Annotated in this window: 16 protein-coding genes and 4 pseudogenes; 6 read left to right on the top strand and 14 right to left on the bottom strand. The window is 56.5% G+C overall.

Annotation, left to right across the window (positions count from 1 at the left end; all coding sequences use genetic code 11):
* Position 1: 1 nt before the first annotated feature.
* The 8 genes from Tal182_RS24990 to Tal182_RS24955 form a co-directional block, all read right to left on the bottom strand.
* Positions 2-976 (bottom strand): ABC transporter permease, encoded by a 975-nt coding sequence (locus tag Tal182_RS24990; RefSeq protein WP_008534336.1) that lies wholly within the window; start codon positions 974-976, stop codon positions 2-4.
* Positions 973-2526: a sugar ABC transporter ATP-binding protein gene (locus Tal182_RS24985; protein ID WP_004668627.1), complete on the bottom strand. Its 1554-nt coding sequence runs from the start codon at positions 2524-2526 to the stop codon at positions 973-975. The genes Tal182_RS24990 and Tal182_RS24985 overlap by 4 nt, the downstream gene beginning before the upstream one ends.
* Positions 2527-2617: 91 nt before the next feature.
* Entirely contained in the window at positions 2618-3784 is a 1167-nt protein-coding gene (locus Tal182_RS24980; RefSeq protein WP_008534334.1) for an ABC transporter substrate-binding protein, read from the bottom strand.
* A 25-nt stretch (positions 3785-3809) separates the two neighbouring features.
* Positions 3810-4706 carry an alpha/beta hydrolase gene (locus Tal182_RS24975; RefSeq protein ID WP_004668623.1) on the bottom strand — a complete coding sequence of 299 codons (897 nt, stop codon included), beginning with the start codon at positions 4704-4706 and terminating at the stop codon, positions 3810-3812.
* Positions 4703-5086 (bottom strand): hypothetical protein, encoded by a 384-nt coding sequence (locus Tal182_RS24970; protein WP_004668622.1) that lies wholly within the window; start codon positions 5084-5086, stop codon positions 4703-4705. The genes Tal182_RS24975 and Tal182_RS24970 overlap by 4 nt, the downstream gene beginning before the upstream one ends.
* 77 nt (positions 5087-5163) lie before the next feature.
* Positions 5164-5592, bottom strand: a complete 429-nt coding sequence (locus Tal182_RS24965; RefSeq protein WP_004668619.1) for a carboxymuconolactone decarboxylase family protein — start codon at positions 5590-5592, stop codon at positions 5164-5166.
* A 77-nt stretch (positions 5593-5669) separates the two neighbouring features.
* Positions 5670-6554 carry an NAD(P)-dependent oxidoreductase gene (locus Tal182_RS24960; RefSeq protein ID WP_011053340.1) on the bottom strand — a complete coding sequence of 295 codons (885 nt, stop codon included), beginning with the start codon at positions 6552-6554 and terminating at the stop codon, positions 5670-5672.
* Between the two features lie 314 nt (positions 6555-6868).
* Positions 6869-7549 carry a GntR family transcriptional regulator gene (locus Tal182_RS24955; protein WP_004668612.1) on the bottom strand — a complete coding sequence of 227 codons (681 nt, stop codon included), beginning with the start codon at positions 7547-7549 and terminating at the stop codon, positions 6869-6871.
* 596 nt (positions 7550-8145) lie between these two features.
* Between Tal182_RS24955 and Tal182_RS24950 the strand changes: the two genes are divergently transcribed.
* On the top strand, positions 8146-8481 hold the full coding sequence (locus Tal182_RS24950) for a helix-turn-helix transcriptional regulator (protein ID WP_085861365.1): 336 nt from the start codon (positions 8146-8148) through the stop codon (positions 8479-8481).
* Positions 8482-8641: 160 nt separating this feature from the next.
* A pseudogene (locus tag Tal182_RS32905) lies at positions 8642-8967 on the top strand (HipA domain-containing protein); the annotation flags it as partial.
* 223 nt (positions 8968-9190) lie between these two features.
* On the opposite strand, the gene Tal182_RS24940 reads toward Tal182_RS32905, so the two are convergent.
* The 6 genes and pseudogenes from Tal182_RS24940 to Tal182_RS24920 all read right to left on the bottom strand — a co-directional run bounded on the left by Tal182_RS24940 (position 9191) and on the right by Tal182_RS24920 (position 18175).
* Positions 9191-11581, bottom strand: a complete 2391-nt coding sequence (locus Tal182_RS24940) for a DUF3141 domain-containing protein (protein WP_011053336.1) — start codon at positions 11579-11581, stop codon at positions 9191-9193.
* Between the two features lie 426 nt (positions 11582-12007).
* A pseudogene (locus Tal182_RS31925) lies at positions 12008-12177 on the bottom strand (IS21 family transposase); the annotation flags it as partial.
* Between the two features lie 65 nt (positions 12178-12242).
* Entirely contained in the window at positions 12243-13772 is a 1530-nt protein-coding gene (locus Tal182_RS24935) for a hypothetical protein (protein ID WP_004668604.1), read from the bottom strand.
* 482 nt (positions 13773-14254) lie between these two features.
* Complete coding sequence (locus Tal182_RS24930; RefSeq protein ID WP_004668602.1) at positions 14255-14710, bottom strand: hypothetical protein; 456 nt, start codon at positions 14708-14710, stop codon at positions 14255-14257.
* Positions 14711-14741: 31 nt separating this feature from the next.
* Positions 14742-16253, bottom strand: coding sequence for a tyrosinase family protein (locus tag Tal182_RS24925; RefSeq protein WP_004668600.1), 1512 nt, complete (start codon positions 16251-16253; stop codon positions 14742-14744).
* A gap of 767 nt (positions 16254-17020) precedes the next feature.
* A pseudogene (locus Tal182_RS24920) lies at positions 17021-18175 on the bottom strand (IS256 family transposase).
* Between the two features lie 247 nt (positions 18176-18422).
* Here Tal182_RS24920 and Tal182_RS32900 point away from each other — a divergent pair.
* The 4 genes and pseudogenes from Tal182_RS32900 to Tal182_RS24905 all read left to right on the top strand — a co-directional run.
* Positions 18423-18550 (top strand): annotated as a pseudogene (locus Tal182_RS32900) (IS481 family transposase); the annotation flags it as partial.
* Between the two features lie 878 nt (positions 18551-19428).
* On the top strand, positions 19429-20562 hold the full coding sequence (locus tag Tal182_RS32895; protein ID WP_011053330.1) for a phosphoribosyltransferase domain-containing protein: 1134 nt from the start codon (positions 19429-19431) through the stop codon (positions 20560-20562).
* A gap of 114 nt (positions 20563-20676) precedes the next feature.
* Positions 20677-21777 (top strand): cysteine protease StiP domain-containing protein, encoded by a 1101-nt coding sequence (locus Tal182_RS24910; protein ID WP_004675992.1) that lies wholly within the window; start codon positions 20677-20679, stop codon positions 21775-21777.
* Between the two features lie 158 nt (positions 21778-21935).
* A complete protein-coding gene (locus tag Tal182_RS24905) occupies positions 21936-22685 on the top strand; it encodes a hypothetical protein (RefSeq protein ID WP_004675991.1) in 750 nt (249 codons plus the stop codon).
* Positions 22686-22828: the final 143 nt, after the last annotated feature.

Here is a 22828-nt window from a genome sequence, read left to right as displayed (position 1 = left end):
CTTACACAACCGCGCGGCGACTGATGACAAAGACGTTCACGAGAAGTGATCCGACGAGGATTAAGCCGAATGCCATCTGGGTAACGAACCCCGAAACCGTGCCGAAGTTGAAGGTGGAGAGGAGATAGGAGATGAGGAACATGTTGATCGCGCCAAGCGTAGATCCAAGTGCTCCACCACGACCACCGGAGAGGCTCGCACCTCCGAGAACCAGGGCCGTAACAGCCTGAAGGGTGTAGGTGCTGCCCTGCGTCGGATCACCAGAGGAGATCAGCGCCGTGTAGCTGAGGGCGGCAAGTCCAGCGAATGCTCCACCAACAACGTGGGCGATGATGCGGACTGCGTCCACTCGAACGCCGCTCGTATACGCCATGCGCTCATCCGCACCCGTCATGCGAAGGTTGCGGTAAAACATAGTCCCCCTGAGAAGGAGCCATAATGCATACGCTGCAACCAGCAACAGCAAAACAGGTGACATGATGTCGGTCCCCGCCCCCCAGCTAAGCATCCAGTCGGGCGCGACTCCACCCGGTCGGGACATCACCATCAGGTTCAACCCGGAGAGGACAAGAAAACCCGACAGCGTAACGATTATCGGAGCGACACGCACATAAATGATAACCAGCGCCTGGAGTAGCTGGAATGCCGCTCCCAGGCCGACTGCCCATACTATCACTGCGATAGGGTTGGTAATTCCGTTACCCACAAGCCAGGTAATAAGGGTAACGTTGATGAACCCCATCAAGGGGCCAACTGAAAGGTCCACTGCTCCACGACCCGCCATGACAATGGGGGTGAGGGCAAGCGCCGTTAGAATCAAGGGCGTGGCGACAAGGATTGCACCTGCGAGGCCGTTGTTCGTGAATAGCCCGTGTCCGCGTAGGGCAACGGCGACCAAAAGGACAATGAATAGGCCGGCCGGCACGAAGAGGGAACGGTCCTGGGTGATTTGACGGAATGCGATTCCAGACATCATGCAGTCCTTTCCAGATCGAACTCGATGGAGGCGTTTGGCGATTTTCCAAACATTGCGGCCAAGATTGGCTCTTCCGCTATGTCCTCGCCTGCTAGCGACCGGAAAAGCCTTCCAGCAAAGAAGACGTCGACGCGGTCCGCAAAGCCGATGAACTCTTCGATTTCGCTTGATAGATAAATCACGCTGCCACCCTTCTCCGTGAACAGGCGCAGTTCGCGGTAGAGATCGCGCTTCGTTCCGAGGTCGACACCGCGAGCGGGATCGTTAAGGACGATGACGGACGGTTCGTTTGCAAAGGCACGGCCGATCAAAACTTTTTGCTGATTTCCGCCCGACAGTGAGGTGATCTTGTTCGCCGGACTTCCAATCTTAATCCGGAGCCGATCCACCTCGCGTTTGAACATGGGTTTGAGGCCGGCCTTATTGATTATACCAAGAGGACCGAGGTTCTTGCGATAGACGCCGATGGCAAGATTTTCGAAGATGCTCTGCTGAGGGAAGATACCTTCACGCTTGCGGTCGCCGGAAATATACGAGATTCCTGCTTTGGTAGCGTCTTCGAGCGATGCGACCTTTTTCATTCTCTCGGTGCTGGATGACCAGACTTGGACATTACCACCAAAAGGCTGGATGATACCCGCAACGGCGCGTACGAAAGCGTCCTGCCCCTGCCCGTCGAGTCCTGCAACACCGATGATCGCTCCTTTCGGTAGATCGAAATCGAAGGGCGCTGCCGCGCTGTGAGTAACGAGGTCTCTTACCGCTACCACGGCCGGCGCGGCGGCGCCTACTTGCTTTGATTCGTACGCCTTCGCGTCGCTTGCGTTTCGGTCCGCGGGCGTCATCATTGAAAGCAGGTTCTCTTCAGTTATTTCATGCTTCTCGAGCGTACCAATCGTGACGCCGTCGCGAAGGATCGTGGCTCGATCGGCGATGCGGACAAGTTCAGCGATCCGATGCGTTACGATCAGCACGGTCGCACCTTCCCTACGGAGACGATCAATTTCCTCGTGGAGGCGGATCGTGGAATCGAGGTCTAATGCCGCAGACGATTCATCGAGGATGAGGACCTTCGGCCTGCGCAAGACCGCTCGCGCAATAACTATCCATTGCTTGACGCTCAGAGGCAATGCCCCAACGTTCTGATCGAGATCCACGGGCTTGCCGACGAGGCGTTTCAGGATCTCCTCAGCCTCGGTACGCCGACCACTGCCGCCCTGCGAGCGGAAGATGCCGTCGCGCCCGACATACAGGTTTTCCAATACACTGGCCTCGTCGGCCACCAGCACTTCCTGGAAGATCGTTGTCAGCCCGATGCGCTTGGCGTCAGTCGGAGTCGAAATCTCTTCTCCAAGGACCGAAACGCTCCCGGAATCTGGGTGCAACACTCCAGACATGATCTTCGCCATCGTGCTTTTGCCACTTCCATTCTCTCCGACGATGGCGTGCACTTCTCCGGCCCGGGCTTCAAAATCACACTTCTTTAAGGCCTTAGTCTCGCCGAAAGACTTGGCAACATTGATCAACTTGATCGTAGTTTGGTTTTGCATCGGAGATCCTCTAATCCCAACGGCCGCGCGAGGCGGTCCTCCCACAAGAGAAACTTCTGTCCGGTGGCAAGACCCACCGGGCAGAACAGTTTCACTTCGACACAGGCTTCCAGGGATCAGCCGGGCGTTCGAAGTAGTCTGCAGCAATCGCAGCAGGAAACCACCCGTCCGCCTTGGGCTCCACGAAGTCTGTCGAGTTCAAGTCGCAATCTTCTGGTATTGCCGCGCGGACTTCATCGATGGTGTAAGGCAAGACGGGTCGAAGGAAGGACTGAACCTTAGGGCCTTGTCCCTCCAATGTGCGGAGCATGATCTCCCACATCTGTTGCATCTCGCGACGCGGCGGCCAAATATGGAAACTCCTGTCCACAAACTCGGGGTTCTTGCGCCAGTAGCACGCGGCGGAAGCTTCCCCCCCGAGAGTAATCGGGATCATGTCTCGACCTGACTGCAGCATTGCGTTGAGAACGCCGTTCTCTTGGGCCCCCTGCGTGAGGATCCCATCAATCTTCGTCGGGTTCGTCGCAAGAAACTTCTGAACTTCGACCTGGGCCACCTGGTCGGTCCACTTCCCTGCAACTTCACCGACGATCTTTATGTCGGGGTACTTAGCAAGTGCTTCCTTAGCCGCTTTGTCAAAGCTGTCCGAAGAAGCGAAACCGGGAATACCAGAAACGAGAAGGATATTGCCCTTCTTTCCTATTTTTTCCGCCAGCCACGTCGCCATCTCGGCACCGCCCTGCGCGTGATTGGCCGCGCCATTGATGGCGTATGGCGACGTCACGTAGCCCGAAAATGAGAACACCGGCACACCGGCTTTGTAGGCATATTCGATCGTCTGATTAAGAGCCGTGACGTTCGAGCAGCAGATGATGATTGCATCGACGCCTTCGTCCACCATCTGACGCATCTGCTGGATCTGAACGGCGTCTTTAAGATCCGACTGGGTGACCACGACATCAGACACCAGGCCCGCAGCCTTTGATCGCGGTAAAAGATCGCTCATGACCGCATCGAGAGCTGCGGCTCGCCAGGTGTTGCCAGCGTAGCTGCTTGCATAGCCGATCTTCCACGGAGGACCCTTTTTGGGCTTGAAGTCTTTGTAGGCGCTCGCCCCCAATGGAATCTGCGGATCTACAGTTTCATAGATCTTCTTTTCTGTAGCCGGTAGCTGATCGACACCATCCGCGTAAGCGGTTGTCGCCAGGGCGCTAACCGAGATCAGCGCCCCAAGTGTGACATTCAGAATGCACCTCATTGAAGTTCTCCTCCCGAGAAAAGGATCAGGCAACCTTAGACCGAGCTGCTGATGACTGTTGGATCTCCTCAAGAATCGGCAACAGATACTTCCGGAACTCGCTATAGTCCTCAGTAACGGGAAAATGTCCGAGCTTTTCCATTGTCCAAAACTTGGAGCCTTTGACCAGGTCTGCAGCAATCTTGGTATCGGCCGGGGACGTGTTTGGATCGTATTCGCCCGTGAGGAAGTATAGCATACATTTCGACGTATCGATTTTGCTGGCTTCCTCTGGCGACACATCGTGGTCGTAGTAGTAGTAATAAAGATCACCCGCGAAGATTCCCGGTCCACCGCAGCTGTATTCCCACTGGATTTCACGGACATTCGCTTCTGGCGAGTACGGTGAGATATTCAGCATCATCGCCGCACCGATGGAGGTGCGATTGACGTTTGGATTGTCGAACTCCCTGCGGATGCCAGCCATACCGACGTCGACGTACTCCGCCGCCGAGCGCAACGCACCTTCGACCGAGATCGTGGCGCGGAAGTTGTCCGGATAGTTCGATGCCAGGTCGATCGCGAGATGGCCGCCCATGGAGCTGCCCAAATAAACGGGGCGGTCTAGGTCGAGCGCTTTTGAGAGTTCGAGCTGGAAGTCCATCATGAACTTCTTGGTCATGTTGTATTCCTTCTCCCACCAGCGAACGCCGTAGGGGGGAAGGGACTTGCCGTGATACGGCAGATCGAACGCGATGACGCGAAAATTTTTTGTCACGTCGGAATCGCAAAGCATATGACGGTATTGGCGACCGTCGGACCCTGCCGTATGACCGACGAGAAGCGGAATCCCCTGGCCCGCTTCTTCGTAATAGACGCGGTACTCGATACCTTCTACGGTGAGATAGAGATAACGGCCGATAATGGGGTCAAACTTGGTCATGCTGCTGCTCCTTCAGAACGGGCATTGCGCATCAGGGTGGTCATGCGGTTGAGAGCAGGCAGATACGCGAAGGTTTCGTTGTTACTGCTAAGGTAGAGGCCATGCTTGATGTTTGATGACTGCAAGCACTGATAAAACGGCAAGGGTTTGTGCTGAAGCAGCGCCTCCCACTGTGAACCGGTCCCGCGTATGACGATAGTGCACTTGTCGTCGTCGTATTCGGCCTCTTCCACCTTTAGCAACGTACCGTCCTCGAAATGAAGCGCTACACTGCGGGTAGGGAAATCGCATTTTAATATACCGTTAAGATAACGAGTTTCGCGCTTGAACTCGAAATCCTCCCGCACGAATTCTATGAATTTCTTGAGATCTATCGCCATTTTAGGCTCCTCCCTTGTTGATAAGCGCTGAGAACTCCGCGCATGTTGTACATGCCCCCTCACGGGACAGCACATTCTCAAATGCCCATTTCGGTGAATACTTCCTGGGCATGCCTGAAACTGTCGATGCCTGCTGGCACACCAACGTAGATAGCCACCTGAAGGAAGATCTCCTGGATCTCCTGTTTCGTAACACCGTTGTTGATGGCGCCGCGGATGTGGCCTCTGAGCTCGTGCGGTCGGTTTAAAACCGCTATCATTCCAAGGTTGAGGATCGATCGAGCGCGACGGTCGAGGCCAGGTCGGTTCCAGATATTGTCCCAACAATACTCGGTGACGAGTTCCTGCATCGGCCAGGTGAAGTCGGTCGCCTTTCCGAGGGCCGCATCAACGTAAGCGTCCCCCATCACCTGCCGACGAGTAGCAAGTCCGCGCTTGAACTGCTCCGATGGAGCTGTTCGCTCGCCGGCCTTAGACCCCTTATCTTTCCTGTCCAAAGTGGCCATTGGGTTTCGCTCCCTTCATCATATTTGACAGATTATCAGACAATTTTCAACTGTCAGTTTGGCGTAGTTTTTCGCGGTCAGGCCTGATCTTTCACGAACTGCGCAATTTTCGTATGGTCGACATCGGGGCCTAAAGCATGCCGAGCAGCATCCCAGGCATCAGCGGTACCGGCCAATGTCGGCAGCTGGAGATTGAGCGCCTTCGACAAGTCCGCTGCAATCCTAATGTCTTTCGCCATAAGCCCCAAAGCAAAACCAGAGCCAAAAGTCTCCGAGAGGATGAACTGCTTCATCTTCACTTCTGTTGCGTTGTTCTTGCCAGACGACGAGTTGAGAATATCGACGATCGTTCTAGGATCGAGACCAAACGTTCGGCCAAGAAGAACGCCTTCGATAGCTGCCAGAACCCCGGCTCCCGATACGAAATTGTTGATGGCTTTCATGGCGTGCCCTGAGCCGATCGGGCCTGTCCTAAAAATCTGGCCGCCCATGGCGCACAGGATGGGATCAGCTTGATCGATATCGTCAGAAGCACCGCCTGCCATGATAGTAAGAGAGCCTTCGACGGCTCGCTTCACTCCGCCTGACACGGGAGCATCGACCAGCCGCAAGCCCTTCTGATGCAAGCGCTCTGCGAGCTCACGAGTATCATTGGGCGCCGATGAGCTCATGTCGATGACAAGCGCGTCAGCACTCAGGGATTGCCAGGCCCCATCCTTGAAGAGCGCGTCTTGAACAATCTTGCCGTTGGGAAGCATGGTAACCGCAACATCGGCGCCATTGAATGCTTCCGCTACCGTCTCTGCCGGAACGCCGCCGACGGCCGCGAACCTTTCCCTAGCCTCGGCCGATAGATCAAAGCCAGTGACTTCGAATTGAGCCGACAACAGATGTTGTGCCATCGGCCCGCCCATTGCGCCGAGACCAATAAAGGCGACGCGCAGATTTTTTCGTGGTGACAACGTCCCGCTCCCGAATGTGAGGCAAGCACAATCAGCTACCTCCGTTAGTGAGGAGTAGTTAACGACCTATCAGACAATCTGTCAATCGGAAAATTCATGCTTGGGCCGGCCCTCCCTCGCTACGACGCCAATTTTGCCGTCGCTTCTTCAATCACCTCACTTAAAATGACCGTGCAAGCAGCACCCATCTTATCGTCCGATGGACACCAGAGAGGTTGTTGCGTTGTCAAAAGCACCGTGCCCTGAAGGATTTAATTACACCCGGCCACCTCCAGCATCAGACAATCTGTCAATTTTCGGAAAATCTTATGGCATCAGCCTGAGGTGTTGTTGCGCAGGTACTCGAGTGCGACTTTCGCAGCCATATCAATGTGGTGCTTACAAGCGGCCGCAGCCCTGGGTCCGTTGCGATTTTGGATCGCTTCGGCAATCTCTTTGATTTCTGCAATGCTATGTTTGAGGCGCCCCGGTTGTGTCATCGAAGTCATGCGCAGAAGATTGATCCGGTTGTGCAGCGATGTTAGCATTTGCCTGACGAAGACGTTTTTGCTGCCATCCATCAAGCAGTCATAGAAGGCGTTTTTGGCAGCGATGAGCCTGTGTCCCACGCCGCTTTCCGCCGACGCTTCGAATTCTCTAACGGCATCTTGCAAAGTGGCAATATCTTCCGCCGTTCCATTTTCGGCGAACTGCTGACCAGCAAACCCCTCGAGCAGCGCGCGGACGGTGTAGAGCTGAGCGGCCTCCTCATAGGTTATGATACTGACAACTGGACCCTTGTGGGGGAAGCTTGTGATCAATCCCTCTGCCTCAAGCTGCCGAAGCGCTTCACGGACGGACGTGCGACCCACGCCGATCATTTCGCAAAGCTCGCGCTCGACGAGCCTTTGCCCCGGCTTGAACTTGCCCGTCGCAATAGCCTGTCTGAGCCTTTCTTCGACTTGCACTCGAAGAGAGGCATTTTGCCGAGCGACCTGCAGCTCCACATCTACCATGATCAATGTCCTACGTAGCACTAATGAATTTGAGCTAAATATATGGCTGCTTCGCGGGGAACTTTCAATCAGATTGTCTGATGAGCGGTCATTAGCAACTATTCTAGAGGATTGAGCCCGCTGTGTAGAGGTCGGCTTCCCGATCCATGAGGAACCGATCGGTTGGCGCGCCATAAGTGGAAATTCTAGTCCAAATGGCCTAGTTCAATTGGTGTCCTGATGGCCGACAATGTCCGCCCGCCGATTTCTCAAAACCAGCCACGGTTGCGACCCTGATCGACGAGGTGTCCACGGTCACCGACACCACCGCATCTTCCAGGAGCACCCGTTCGACTAAGGGCCGGGTGCAGCTTGGCAATCGGCAAAAGCCGCATCAGCAGACGATAGTGGTTCCGATCGCGCTTCCAGTCCGGAGGCGGCATCGATCTTGAGCACCTCAAGATCCGCCATCTTTCTTCGCCTGCCAGCCTGGCTCGTACTTGCGCTATCGCTCCCGCGATTCCCATTCTAACCACTTTTCTCTCTGACCATCTCTCTTGAAAAATTGTAACCTTCGTGCTACATATCTAGTGCAATCTGTAGTGCGAAGGTGACAAATTCCGACACCTCACAACGCTCCGGCCGCTGTGTGGCGCGCGCTGCGCAAACTGGGCGCAGACATCCACGACGCACGTCGACGTCGCCGCCTGCCTATGGCGGTAGTAGCCGAACGTGCCTTCACCTCACGCTCAACGCTTCAAAAGATCGAGGCCGGCGACACCAATGTCAGCATCGGCATCTATGCAGGCGTCCTCCAGGCACTCGGCCTGCTAGATGGGCTGAGCCAAGTCGCCGACATCCGTAACGACAGCGTCGGCCAGTCTCTGGCCAATGCAGAGTTGCCCAAGCACGCTCACCCAAGGCGATCACCGGGATCGTCACGCGATGGCTGATTTCGAAGTTCATCTCGACCTTCACGGCCGCACACGTCCCATCTGGCCCGGAGCAATCGCGCCCGTGGTGCCGAAACAATCGTGTTTGAGTATGATCGTGCCTGGCTCGAGGACCCCGGCCGCTTCTCGCTGCAGCCCGCTCTAGCTCTGAGCTGGGGAGAAAAATCACGGCTTTCTGTGGCTCAATAAAGCCAGCTGGTCGTTGTCCCCTGCCTATGACCTCAATCCAGTGCCTACGGATGTCAAGGCGCGCGCGCTGACGACAAACATTGATCTTGATGAAGGCACCTGCTCCCTTGACCTGCTGGAAGAAGCTGCAGGGCTCTACGCCCTAACGCTCGCCGAGGCTCGCGCGATCATTAAGGAAGTCGCGACACCGCAAGGTGGCGCGAGACCGCCAAGGCGGTCGGTGCGCGGTCAGCCGAGATCAACCGTATGGCCAGTGCGTTCGATCACGATGATTTGCAGCGAGCGCCAGCCCTATGACGAGAGCCTTCCTCCACAGTTTCAATCCGCCCTCTGCCGGCCCGATCACTGAACCGGATTACGGCATCGTTGCGTTGTAAAGGACGGATGTCCAATGGCAATTTTCCGATCTGCGGTCCTGGCTGAATTTGCGATGGAATTGTTTCAAGCGCCTCCGTGACCAACGAGCGAAAACCAATAATTATGTGATTCGGTGAGATCGAGACGCTACTCTACGAACAAACTATGTCACTGCCAGCGGATCCTCAATCACATCGACGATCGATGGCTGGCCAAGCACGTCCGCGAAGCGCTGTAGCATGGCAACAGTACTCGATGACATCTCCGCCCTGGAGCCCGGGATATAGCAAGCGGCTGCATAAGCGAGTTGCCGTTGCCTCGGTTCCGTTAGCAACAGCGGCAGCGTCTCCATTGCTTGCTCCGGCTCAAAGGTGACGATAGCCGTCTGCACGCGAGTGATTTCGGCCAAATGATCAGCGCTTAGTGAGCGGAAGGGCTCGTCCTCGGTCAGCACCCGTGACCAGCGCGCCAGGCGGTCGCGTCGGATCCCGCCACGATCGCTCACCAGGAGTACGACCATACGGATGATGGCATCGGCGAGTCCGCCGATCGCGATCCTCCTGAGCGCATTGGCGATGTCCGGCTGCCATCTCATATCGTCAAGTGTCGTCCCTTTGCGGTATGCTTCGTGGGGATTGTCAAAATATCGCTGCCAAGGGTTGTTCCAGATCATGTGAAACGCGAGCTCATAACCCATGTCGCGCCAGTCGCGCATGACCACGATCGCCTGTTCGACAGCCTTGAAATAGAGCGCTTCCGCAGCCAGGAAAGGATTTTCCGCTGCTGCGTTCGCCCGGGAGTTCCGTACCTGCTCTGAAATTGACTTATAGCCAACCATGATCGGATTCTGAGAAGACAGCAGCGATCGCTCCAGCCGCTTTGGATGGAACATTCGGCTGGCGTCTGCTGAGATGTCTGTGACCGCGGCCTGCACAAAGGGGCGGGCAACTGTGTGATAGATCTGCGCTTGCAGTTCAGAGACGCGGGCGACGGCAGCGAAGGGACCTCCATCGTCATGGCCATCGTTAAACTCACGGATATTCTCGAAGGTGCGCTCGATCAGTTCAACACTATAGCTCTTGTGTCCAGCATCTTCTTGAATGTCCGTGATGCGCATCTCGTAAAGGCCAGGCAACAACGCCTCAATTGCCTCGAGCGTGCTTGCAACCTCATTGTATTCTTTGTTGATTACTCTCGAGGAAACGAATGTACCGAGGTGACCGACGTCGTTGTGTACCATATAAATAATGTGCTGGCCGAGAAGGCGGATTTCCTCCTCGTTGTCATAGATTTCGGGGATCCAATTCAGCGCCTGCTGCGGCGGCGTGACATTGTCGCCATGACTGGCAAATATGATAATAGGCGCCCTGATCTTCTTAAGGTCGAAATGCCGCCGGTCCGGCTCCCCATACGCCTTGTTGTGCGCCAGTCGATTACCAACAAAGAGGTGCTCAACTATCCAGCGGATCTCGTCTCCCCGCATCAGGCAGAAGCCGCCCCACCACTTCTCAGCCTTAAGGAAGGCTTCGCTCGCCGCATCCACATCTCGGAACAGTTCGACATACTTCATGAATAACTGGCGCTCGGGATTGAGCGTTTCGAAATTCTGTACGAGATGGGCGCCGTCGAAGATGCCTCCGCCCAGATCTGACAAAAACATGGTTATCCAAGCTCCCCCGAAGAGGCCCGCCATGTAGCGGAGGGTATTTTCACCGATATTTCCCGAGGTAGGTGTCACCGGCGATCCGTTGAGGATGATCGGGCCAGCTAAGTCGAGATTTGTCGCAACCATCAGAAGGGTAGCCCAGCCAGCTTGGCAGTTGCCGACTACGACTGGAAGGCGGGCAAGCGGATGCAGGCGCATGACCTCACGAACAAAGGCCGCTTCCGCATACGTGACATTAGAGAGATACTGCCCCCCCTCTGGCTCTCGGCGGAAGGACACCAAATAAACCGGGTGACCTTCCCGGAACGCTACGCCGACCTGGCTGTCTTCTTTGTGGCCACCGACGCCGGGACTATGTCCGGCGCGCGGGCAAATGATTATGAAGGGGCGCTTCGTGTCATCGACGTTAACACCTTGGGGCGGGATCATTCGAAGTAACACGTAATTGGATTTCAAGGGCAGATCGTTTCCATCCATAACTGTCTCGTAGTCGCAGAAGAAAACCGGCGGACAGCCTGCCGCTTCATGTTCGAGGAAGATGTCGCCGCGCTGTCGGAGAAGATCCATGCACAATATGGCGCGCTCACTAGCGTCGCGCAGGTATTCCGCCCAAGCGTAGCCCAAATTCCCATTGCCGTGCACCTCGCGTAGACTCTCGGCAAGACGTTCGGCCTCAGTAAAGAGCTTTCCCTGGCGGGTAGAGTGGCTGTCGCACATGACTTGCACGCGGCGCAATAAGGCAACCTGCAGAATTTTAGCGGTTTCAGCGCCCGCTTCCGCCAAGCGTTGGAACATCGGGAATAGACTTTGGGTCACTTGGCTCTCCAGTTCCGTGGATGGCGCTTCAATCCACCGGAGCGGGTTTAGAGATGTAAGAATATCCGCCATCGTTTCAACTCCTCTATGGTTATGATCCCGTACGCATACATACGTGCCAGATCGATCGTGCTTCCGTCTGGCGAGGTGCTCGGTAGGCAATGCCGACGCCTAGGAAAGCAGTTTGACGACTTCCGACCCCAACGAGTTACCGCCGCATTCATCCCCTGCAATGTCTATGCCAAGCACTGGGTCAGCCAGCTACGCCGGGAGAGGGGCAGCAAGCTCGTCGCCAGGGAATGCCACACAAAGTCTTCATTCAGCCTGGATCAGCAGTTTCTCCCAGCTCGTTGGAGACTATCGGAGGACAGGAGGTGATGGATTCGCCTGCGGTGTGGGATCCCACCAACTAGGATGTTTCAGCGGCCGTCCGCGTGGCTTTGGTTGGGGCTAAGGCTGGTGGTGGCATGGTTTATAGACGATGCCTTCTGTCTGACGCTCACCGATGACGGCAGTCTTCATCCGGTCGCAAAGCACTCCCGCGGAGCGCCGCCGAGAGCCTCGAAGGCCGCGATGTGGAAACGCAGGCCGGTCATCTCATGCATGACGAAGCGTGCCCAGATGGGACGGCTATGACCCGGCACTATCGTGAACTGCCAGATGATCCTCGGCGCCAGTTAAAGTGCCGACCGCGTGACACCGCCATTTTCGCTGGCGTTAGTGTTGGTCAGGTTTACAGCAGATCACCGATAACAGTGGACAGGTTAAACGGAACGATTCCGATCTCACCACGCGGCATCCTGTCGAGCAAGTCGACCGTGCGGGCAAAGGTTTCGACTTGCTGAAAGGCGTAATCAGGGTCGAGCCGGTCCAAGCCTCCGCCCGGCAAGACCTGGCAAAGATAGTCCGGTATCGGACAGCTTGATATCGTCGGAATTCCTGATGCGTATAATGGCTGTCCTTCGCCCAACATCACCTGCGCCGCCGCTGGGGCGACTATCAGCGCGCGTACCTTTTTGCGCCCGCGTGCGGCAGCGATGTACACGCCACTCATCGACTTATTACTGGTATAGATCAAATCGAGTTCCGGCTTCCCGGTGGGCGCGGGGTGCCCTTTTGCAAAGTCATCTCGCCACTCGGTACATCCAAGATGCTCAATCGTAGCTCCTGCAACGGCTTTAGCATGGCCGGGTTTGCCGTCCCACAATTCTGGATGCATTTCGAGCCAGGTCGCCGTCGCCTGATTCCCGTGGCGGCCGAACTGGGCAAGCTGGAAATGACCCGTGACGAGTACGAAGACGAGGCTTCGGTTGCGGGCAGATTTCGGTAGCGAGGAGAAATAATGCGCCAGAGCGAGTACCCCAGCACCGCCGTTCTCTTCGCACGCATTAGGTCCATCGGTGTGGGTGTTGATGATGATTGTCTCAAGCAGGTTGCAGCCCGGCAAAACCGCATAAATCGTATCGGTCGCAACGTCTTCCAACGTGCCATCCAAGGTCAGGCGACCGCTCAAACCGTGCTTGATCGCGGCTTTGATCCGCTCTCCTTCAGATTGCGCCACCCATATTGCAGGTAAGCCCCAATACGGTGTGGTGAATGGCAGCACCTGCCCCTTCAACTGCACTTCCGAGACGCCTTCGAAAATGCAAACGACGGCTAAAACCCCTGCTTCACGCGCCTTGTCGATCGGTACGCCAAGCAAACCGGTGATAAGCGGCGTGGTTACGGCTTTGGGAAAGTCTATGCCTTCCGGCAGGCTGCCGCGTCGATTGGTCACCAGTTCGAGGAATGCCGCCAGATCCCGACGCTTTACCGTCACCACCGCAATTTTGCCGCGGGCTTTCTCAAACGCCTGAACCCGACCGTTGAAAAGAACCATCTTACCCGAGATACCGCCGGGAGGTGTAAGCCCGGAATACGGGAACGGCGCCGCTACCTCAATTACTTCACCATTTGACAGTTTGAACGCGGTGGTTCGTGGCATCCACCGGCGCATCGTGAGTTGATCGCGCTTCACCTCAAGGCCCATCCCTCTCAACTCACCAGCAAGATAATCGATTGCCCGTGCTTGCGCCGGGCTGCCGGTCAATCGGGGGCCGAAACTGTTGAGCCTTTTGATCCAACTCCAAAGTTTCCGCTGATCAGGGAGTGCGGGGATGGACGGCTTTCGCTGCTCACTGAATCCGGTGCTGGGAAAAGCCGGGAATACGATCCCGGCGAGAAGAGCAGTGAGCCCAACAGTCGAAAAATCTCTTCGTTTCAAGACTAACCTCCGCGCCTCTCTATCACGAATGGAAGCGATACCTATGGCCGCACGCCGCCCGTGTCCTTGCAAATCCAGTGCCATTAAAAGCACACGTCTAATCTTCAGTTTTGAATTGAACGCGCAGTCTGAATCGGTTTTGGACCGCGTGCGAAGTCAATGCAGCTTTCGGACAGACTCCGCGCAAGCATCTGAAGTGGTTGAAGAGTCACTTTACTGATCTAGGAACGCGTCGTTGGTTCAATGCCTTTAAGAGCGACTTTATCTTGAGCCTAGTCTCGGGTCGGCCAAAAACCTTTGCCTGCTTGCAGACGACCATCAGTCGCCGAATGCAGCGGCAAGACTGTAAACTGTTGACCACGATAGGCGCTGCGCGTTGGACCTTTGTCACAACAACCTATCAAAACCCTCTATTTTATCCGGCGGACTTTCATTGCCGCCAAGGTTCTGGAGCTAGCGGCAAATCAGCCCCGACTGCCAATCTATTCGATGCTTGCGTCGCTGATAGTGATGCTGGCGCCCGAACCGCCGCCTGTTTGAGGCTCCAGCCGGATAATGACGGTCTGTGGCTGACGGCAAGACGGGTCATCGGGCAAGGGAAACCCAAATCGTTGAGGCTTTGCCCCGTCCAATACCGAAAACGCCTTGTTCGGAAAAATACCAAACCTACCAATTTCGCGAACGTTACTGCCGCAGTCAAGCGAAACGACCGTCGTCACTGGTCCTGAAGTCGACGGTTCATAACCAGTGACAGTAAGGACGACCCGCGCACTGGTATCAGCCGATGAGTGGACTGCTCTGCTCGATATGGTTATCGTCGCGGGCTTACTGGTCGTTGCCCGCATGTCGCTCTCGTTAGCTTGAACCGGGCTGACGATGCGCAGCATCGATAATGCCGCCGCACGAATAGCGATAAGCACCCAACGATGATAGCGCATCGATGTCTCCACAACCCAGCCAGTCCGGATGTTAGGCGGACACTATGGCTATTTCTAGCTTTGCGGGCTCTACGGCGCCGGGTTTGCCCGCTCCCGATCCGACAGGAATGAGCTGCAGGTCGATGGCCTCGCCATCCGTCTGCCCCCTTCCGCCGTAAACCCGCTGGATCGCGTCCGTCAGATCGAGGACGAAGGATGGTTTGCGATGATGGTCGCCGTCATGACCGAGAACGGCGAAAGAACCGACGTAATGGGGATCGGTGACGGGCGTATCGGCCTTAAGGTCGTTCTTGCCGAGAAACACCCGAACGCTGGTCGTGCTGGCACTGGTGATCTCGACATCGCGCAGGAATGCCAGCACACGAGGAGCGGAGGCCGCCTGCTCCTGTGCCGCGCCGAAATCCATTGTATCCATGCCGGATGGCAGAGGCGGTTGGCGGACGATCTCCTGCAATGCGCCCGCCGGGATCTTGATCGGCAGCGAAAGCGGCACGTTTTCCGTTGCCGCCTTGCTGTTGTCCGTGGAGGTGGTCGTCACGCCGGCGACTGCAGCATCGGTCGCCGTCGCCGCGATCACGGACGTGAGTTTATCGTTCAGGGCCAGCGTTTTGGCGCTCGCCGCCGCGACCTTGAAGTAGGTCCGGAAACCATAATTGTATCCGAGTTCCTCTGGAACATAAAGGTCAGAGACCTTCGGGGACCAGAAGTTGCCGTCGACATCGTAAAAATTGTCGGTGAACGGCATGTCGGCCCAGAGCCGATCCGTGCTGTTGGCGTTGCGCAAATTCCACGTCGCCCAGATGCGGTCGATGTTGCAATGATGCATGAAGAAGATCGGATCGCGGGGCGACGACATTTCCGGCATCCAGCCACCGATATTGTTGTGCACCTGATTGTGCGGTGTGTATTCCAGCGTCCCCTGCGTGCCGCTGCTGGTGGTGACCCAGGAAGGATCGAGTGAGTTCTGTCCCTGGGGGCGGGTGGTGCCGAAGACCTCGTATGGCTTCGCCGTTAGGATGGTGTTGAGAACCTGTGGCCCAACTATATTGTCCGGCATCGGCTGCGTGATTGGCCAGGTGCGCGACGAAACATAAAGTGGATTGTCCTTGCCGTCGGGCGTCTTTTGCATTGTGAACACTTCGGGCAGGTACGGATTGTCGGTCCAGTCCCAGAACGGCATAGCGAAATCGTTGTTCTTGGTCACGTGCCGAACGATGCGCTCGTACATAGCCGTATAGGCCCTGTGCCACGGCAGGAAATACCAGTTGCCATGCGGGCAGTATTTGACGACGTCACCGCTGCCGTGAATTTTCGAGAGGTTGACCCAGTTGAATTTGTCGCTGGCGGGAAGGGCGTTGAGAAGGCGCACTGCGTCGCGATAGGTCTCGATGATCGGGTCGTTCCAGGCCAAGCCCTGCAGTGAGCGCCGCCAAGGGATTGACGGTATCTGCGCGAAGGCTTTTGTCCCCGGTAGGCCGCTGGCGAGCAGGCCTGCTGCAATGACGCCACCCTGAACGATGACATGTCTGCGTGTGATGCTCATCTTACTCTCCCTTGGATTTGAATTGTCCTTCGCCAAGATTAATGCCGCTTTTAGGACGGTTCCGCGCCGTCTGGGCGCGGGAGCAGTGGGCAATTCGCACCACCATAGAGCTTGCGTTGGCTCTTTCTGAGTTTCGGTGAATCGGCGGCACGAGAAATGAAGCAAGCGACGTGCCACTCGAAAATGCAGCGTAAAATGCGAGCTAAAAACGCTACTACCGATCGTCTTCCTGCATTCCAGTTGGAATCCAGATTCCGGAAAACTTAGTATCGCATTCCATGATCGTTCGAGCGACGGCTTGCCGACCAGCCACGGCAAGCACGTTCGGTTGCGAAAACCTCAAATGATCAAGCTGAAACAGTTGTTCAGACCGGTGAGAGGGCCCAAGATGCTGAAAACGCCCTGTGCGACGATAGAGAAGCACGCATCTCGAACAGGCTTTCGCTATCGGACCCCCAGCAATGACGGAGCCGTAGCCCGCTCGCTCTCAAATTCAAAACTGCGAAGCAGGCACCACTCCGTGGCTTGACGGGTGCGTAGAGCAGAGCGGGACAAACCGATTGTCGTGATCTCGACAAATGCGACAAAGGGCGGCGGCTGTCCGACATTTGCGAGAATAGCGGCGGGATCTCCGCGCGGGAACAACGGGCTCACCAAGTGATCCCACTTTCAGTCCCATTGTGCCCACTCATTCGGGCTTACTGTCGGACCCTATCGAGACCTCGCCGCAGCTGCGAAGCCCCACTCATATCCGTTTGAATTTGGCATCAAGGCTTGACGCTTGCCGTCCACACGGGGCAATTCGGGCAGTGTATTAGCCTGCTGTCCCGCTCGTTTCCTGACCCGACATCACAGCGGGGCAGGCCGATTTGGGGATCATCGCTCATTTGGGCCATGGTCTCAAGCGTCATATACCTGGCGCGTTGAACGGCCCATTCGTCATTCTGTTCGAGCAGCAATGCACCGACGAGACGGACGATGGCTTCGTCGTTCGGAAAGATGCCGACGACCTCGGTGCGTCGCTTGATTTCGCCGTTGAGACGCTCAATTGGATTCGTCGAGTGCAGCTTTGCCCGGTACTCTTTCGGGAAGGTCATGTAGGCGAGCACGTCCTCTTCAGCGTCGTCCATGATGGTGGCAAGCTTCGGCACTTTCGGCCTGATTTGATCGGCGACACTGCGCCATTGTGCGGCTTGCTGCCTCCGGGGTCTCCTGGGCAAAGGCCGTCGCGATGAAGGCGGATACGACCCGCCTGCCGCTCTTTCCAGCATGCGCGAGCACGTTCCTCATGAAGTGAACCCGGCACCTTTGCCAAGTGGCATTGAGAACCTTGGAAACGGCAGCCTTGATGCCCTCATGTGCATCAGAGACAACAAGGTTCACACCACGTAATCCTCGACGTGTCAGCCTGCGCAGGAATTCCGTCCAGATCGGTTCGGCCTCCGAGGTGCCAACTTCCATACCCAGGACCTCGCGCCGACCGTCGTTATTGACGCCGACCGCGATAATGACGGCGACTGAGACGATGCGGCCGCCACGCCGGACCTTGAGATAGGTCGCGTCCACCACAGGTCGTCGACAGAACGAGTCGAGATTCCCTGGATATACGCTTCCTGGATAACGGCCGTCAGAGCTTTCTCTGCCATGCGGCGCGGTTCAAGGAAGCTCGGAAAGTAGCTGCCCTTGCGCAGCTTCGGAATGCGAAGCTCGACGGTGCCAGCCCGCGTCTCCCAATCGCGGTCACGGTAGCCATTGCGTTGAGTGAGCCGCATCGGGTTCTTCACACCGAAGTCAGCACCCGTGGCCGAGCCGACCTCCAACTCCATCAGCCGCTCGGCAGCAAGACCGATCATCTCACGCAACAAATCTGCATCGGCACTCTTCTCAACAAGCGAACGCACGTTCATCATGTCATTGGTCATCGGTGATCTTTCCGTCAGGTTGGTCTTGAACAACCCGACCCTAGCGGAAAACACTGATGGCCGCCCGCAAAGCCGATCACCCGCTACAGCGCAACGAGAAGCGCGCGGGCGCTCGGCTTTACTCCCTACCGTCAGCTACACCAGGTGCTGGGACACGATCCGCGTTGCCGGTTGCTCACACCGCGCCACTTGGCGTATCAAAACCGCCGAGGCTCTAATCGCCGCTGGATGAAAGTTCAGTGGCAGGTCACGCAGGCTCAAGACCCTCAAGGGCCTCACACTACGAGTTCGTCTGCAAGACATAGACTTCGCAGCCTGAACGTTTCACCCTCGATCCGCTCCATGAAAATGCCGGGACTGAACAACGACGGCTGAGTGCAGGCATCAAGACTTAAGTCTGTCGTAAAGCAGACAAAGCGAATACAAACGTGGTGCGAACTGTCGGCTATTGGCTGACACGAAGATGCAGAACCCTCGACGTGCTGGAGGTGCCCCAGGCACCTGCTATCATCGCAGGTTGGGGCCAAGGCTGGCCTGCTCTGATCCCCGGTAGTGGGCGGGGTACACCCTGCCGATTTCAATGAAGCTACGCCTTTTTTCCCGGCTGATCTCGTCCACCGTTCAAAGGCCCAACCGCCACGTCAGCAGCGTTTAGGCGAATATACGCTCCAGCATCTCTCTTAACTGCAGCGCTTCGCCGCCATCTGAGGTTTCGCGACCGCACGCGCTTGCCATGGCAGGTCCCGCAATCCGTCGCCCAAAGCCGTTATGGATGCAATACGAAATTTCCCGGCAATCTGGACATCTGCCGCGTGAGACCTGGAATGCAATATTCGAGTTCTGGTGCCTATTCAGCTCGCATTCGTGCTGCATGTCCGAGTGGCACGTCCCTTGCTTCACTTCATGCTACTGATTCACCGCAGAGAGCGAGGATGAACTGACGTAAACTCTATTTCTATCGCCCCAGTCGCTTTGTCGGAGATGGGTCACGAGCCGCATCGACGGGGCAGGAAGGCCTCAGATCGGGATTTAGCCCCAACGAAGCTGAAACCAGGGAGGCGCTCGCGCCGTGCTGGCCTTCGCGCCAAGGGCCGGCGAATTCTCCTGCGATATCGTGGCGCGGATGCACTCTGAGCCTCGAGAGGTAAGTGCTACCCTGCTCGTCAACGAGACGCCAATGAGCGTGCGGCGTCACGGAAACATATGGCACGGATTTTTTCCACGGTAAACGTCCGTACTTTCGAAAGCTGGCAATGGTGAATCCTTCAACATACTCTGCGCAACTCGCCGACGGCACTATCTCGGTTCACGTGGATCGAAGCCTTGTACCCCCCATCGAGATGTTCGGCTTCGGGCAGCGAATCAACCCGAACCGCTCGTTTCTGTTTGTTTCCAAGGTTCTTGGTCGATTCCTGCCGATCCGCCCTTCGGTCATGGGAAATGCATTCGACCTCCTTGCACGTCAGATTCCTGCCGATATTCCTGGTCCGGTTTTGTTCATCGGAATAGCCGAAGCGGGCATTGGCCTTGGTGCGGGTGTCCATCGGCGGTTCCGCGAACTCACTGGTCGCGGCGATGCAATATATATCTGCTCCACTCGCCATGATCTTAAACTGCCGCTGCTGTGCGAATTTGAGGAAGAGCATAGCCATGCCCCGCGGCACCTCCTGCACGAACCATGCGAGGCAAGGCTCCGCGACTTGGTTCATGGTGCGACCGGCTTGGTACTCGTTGACGATGAGGCTTCGACAGGTAAGACATTTGCCAACATCTTCGCTGCCCTTCCCGCAAAAATTCGTTTGAAGCTGAAGCACACAGTCCTACTTACGCTTACCGACTGGTCAGAAGGCGCTGCCCGCGCGGAGATCACGGGAACAGTCAGTGAGGCTACTATCGTTTCCGGACGGTACAGTTGGACTCCGCGTGGGGATTTCACGGCAGCTACTCCGCAGGTCCCTTCCTGTGACCGTCCTAAGCGGCCCGAGGTCTGTCCCGACGTCGCTCGAGACTGGGCGCGTCTCGGCGTCGTCGATCACTTGCAGGGTCTCAATGCAAACGCTGCCGATGACGGGATTACCCTCGTACTCGGAACGGGCGAACACGTGTGGCAGCCCTTCCTGCTTGCGGAGCGCTTGGAAAAGGAGGGCGCTGAGGTTTTCTATTCATCGGTGACGCGTTCTCCCCTGTCGAAAGGCCACGCGATCGGTTCAGTACTTTCGTTCTCCGACAACTACGGCGGAACAGTTCCACATTACCTCTACAACGTCGATCCAGCGCTGTACTCGAAAATTATACTCTGCTCGGAGACAGGCCCGGAAAATGTCTGTGCCAGCCTGATGTCCGCACTGGGCGATCCCATTGTCCTTTCAGACGTAGAAGGTGAATGAAGCCGCCTTAGGCCATGCGGTCTGCCGCTTCGAAATCGGCTCACTCGATCGGACATTTCCGCCAGTCCACGGCGACACAACACTGCTGTCGCGTTATCTAAGGACATCACTCCCATGGGGGATACCTATGACAGCATCGCCTCCCCTGCCACACTAGGCTCCTACGCCGAATACGACGTGACGCTCCTTCTCAAGAGAGTGGATATTCAGCCTACTGACACGGCCACGAGGGAAGAGGCCATCCAATCCGGGCGGCGGCATTACTCGGAAATGATTTCCGCCGAGATGGCCCCGACCCGCGAATACATGGAGCTGTTTGCTAAGGCCATGGCCACTGGTGGCCCGCGCATGGGCGCCGAGACGGCACGCCTCGCCCTCGCGATCGTGCAGTCGGTCGAGGGTCCTATTACCCTTGTCAGTTTGGTCCGCGCCGGCGTGCCCTTCGGCATCCTTCTCAAGAGGGCCATCGCCTTACTCGGCCGGGACGTCGGACACTACGGGTTGTCGATCATTCGCGACAAGGGCGTTGACGACGAGGCTATGCGCCACATTCTTGCCAGGCGTCCTGTCGAGAGCATCGTCTTCGTAGATAGCTGGACGGGCAAAGGAGCAATTGCGAACCAACTCGAAAAGAGCTTCAAGGACTACTCAGACCGGCCTGCGCGGCTAGTTGTATTGGCCGACCCCTGCGGCTGCGCATGGCTCGCCGCATCGGGCGACGACTGGCTTATTCCCTCCGGAATGCTAGGATGCACCGTATCCGGGCTTATCAGCCGCTCGATCCTCAACGCTGCCCTCGTCGGTCCCGGTGACTTCCACGCCTGCGTCCAGTGGGATAATCTCGCGGAACACGATATTTCCCGATCATTCGTGGATGGTATGTGGAATGATGTCTCCACTGTGATTGCAACCGAAATCCCGAGCGTCTGGAGTATCGAGACCCGCCGGGCGCATCGCGATGCCGCCGCCGCTGCCGTCGCCTGGGTGATGGGGGAGGACGCCGTAACGAACATCAACCGAGTAAAGCCGGGCATTGCGGAGGCGACCAGGGCCATCCTGCGACGTGTGCCGGAAAAGGTGTACGTCTCGTCGCCAACCGATCCAGAACTCGCGGCCCTCATGTACCTGATCGACAACAAAGGCGTCCCGTATGTCGTCTCCCCTAGAAAGATCGCCCCCTACCGCGCCGTCACGCTGATCCGGCACGTCTCCTAATCTCCACGTATGTCTACTTACGAGCTCGGCGCGCAGGTCAAGGAAACTGAGATGTGACAAATTCCGTATCGTAAAATTCATTGCCAATGGAGAATCCGCGAAAGCTCACATCTGGCAATCGATCAAATATTTAACCAGTCGCATTTTGGAGTACGCATATGAAGCCCATTGCTCTGGTGGACCTCGACGACACCTTGTTTCAAACCAAGAAAAAGATACCGGAGATTGCGGAAGCCGATCTGGTATTGGCGTCCAAATCCATTAATGGAAGCAACTCCTATATGACGAAGATTCAAGCTGCCTTTGTCGAGTGGCTGCTCGTCTCCACGGAGGCCATCCCGGTTACGGCGCGCGGCTCTGAGGCTCTTTCGCGCGTTACGATCGCGTTTGAAAGCTACTCAATCGTATCGAACGGTGCCGTCATCCTCAAAAAGGACGGCAAGCCTGACGCCGAATGGCATGAGGTCGTCGCAAGGGAGCTCCGGCCGCTTGCCGGCTTTTTCGATAAGCTCCTCGATGAGGGCAGGACCAAGGCGAGGGAACTTGGCGTCCACATCCGGTGCTGGTCGGTGATGGAAGCTGATCTCGCGACATATGTTGTCTTCAAAGAGATTGACGGAGACGGCTCACGCCTTGAAGAGATTGTGCCGATCATTCGAGAAAAACGGGGTTGGGTTCGACACCACAACGGCAATAACCTTGCGCTAGTTCCGCCTGCGATCTCAAAACGGGTGGCCTCACAATTTCTGCTCAAAAAGCTTCGGACGGAGCATCCAGGTCGCCCAGTGATCGGCTACGGTGACAGTGTGAGCGACTTCTCCTACCTGTCCCTCTGCGACTGGTGGGGCGCTCCGGGTAACTCTCAAATGACAGACCTTGTCGTTTCCGCTGTTGCGCGTGAGAGATAGGTGACACGCGTACTGCGAACGTGGTGATATGTGAGGAGGGTGCAGGAATGATCCTGCACCTCCAGTCTTTTAGTAGAAACTTCCTATAGGTAAAACGCCGCGCCATATCGCGGTAAGAACCATGGCAAGCGCGGCGAGGATCG

The sequence above is a fragment of the Rhizobium sp. TAL182 genome (assembly GCF_002117725.1).
Classification (GTDB): Bacteria; Pseudomonadota; Alphaproteobacteria; order Rhizobiales; family Rhizobiaceae; genus Rhizobium; species Rhizobium esperanzae.
The sequence above is the reverse complement of the archived record's forward strand: the minus strand, read 5'-3'. Positions and strand labels throughout refer to the sequence as shown.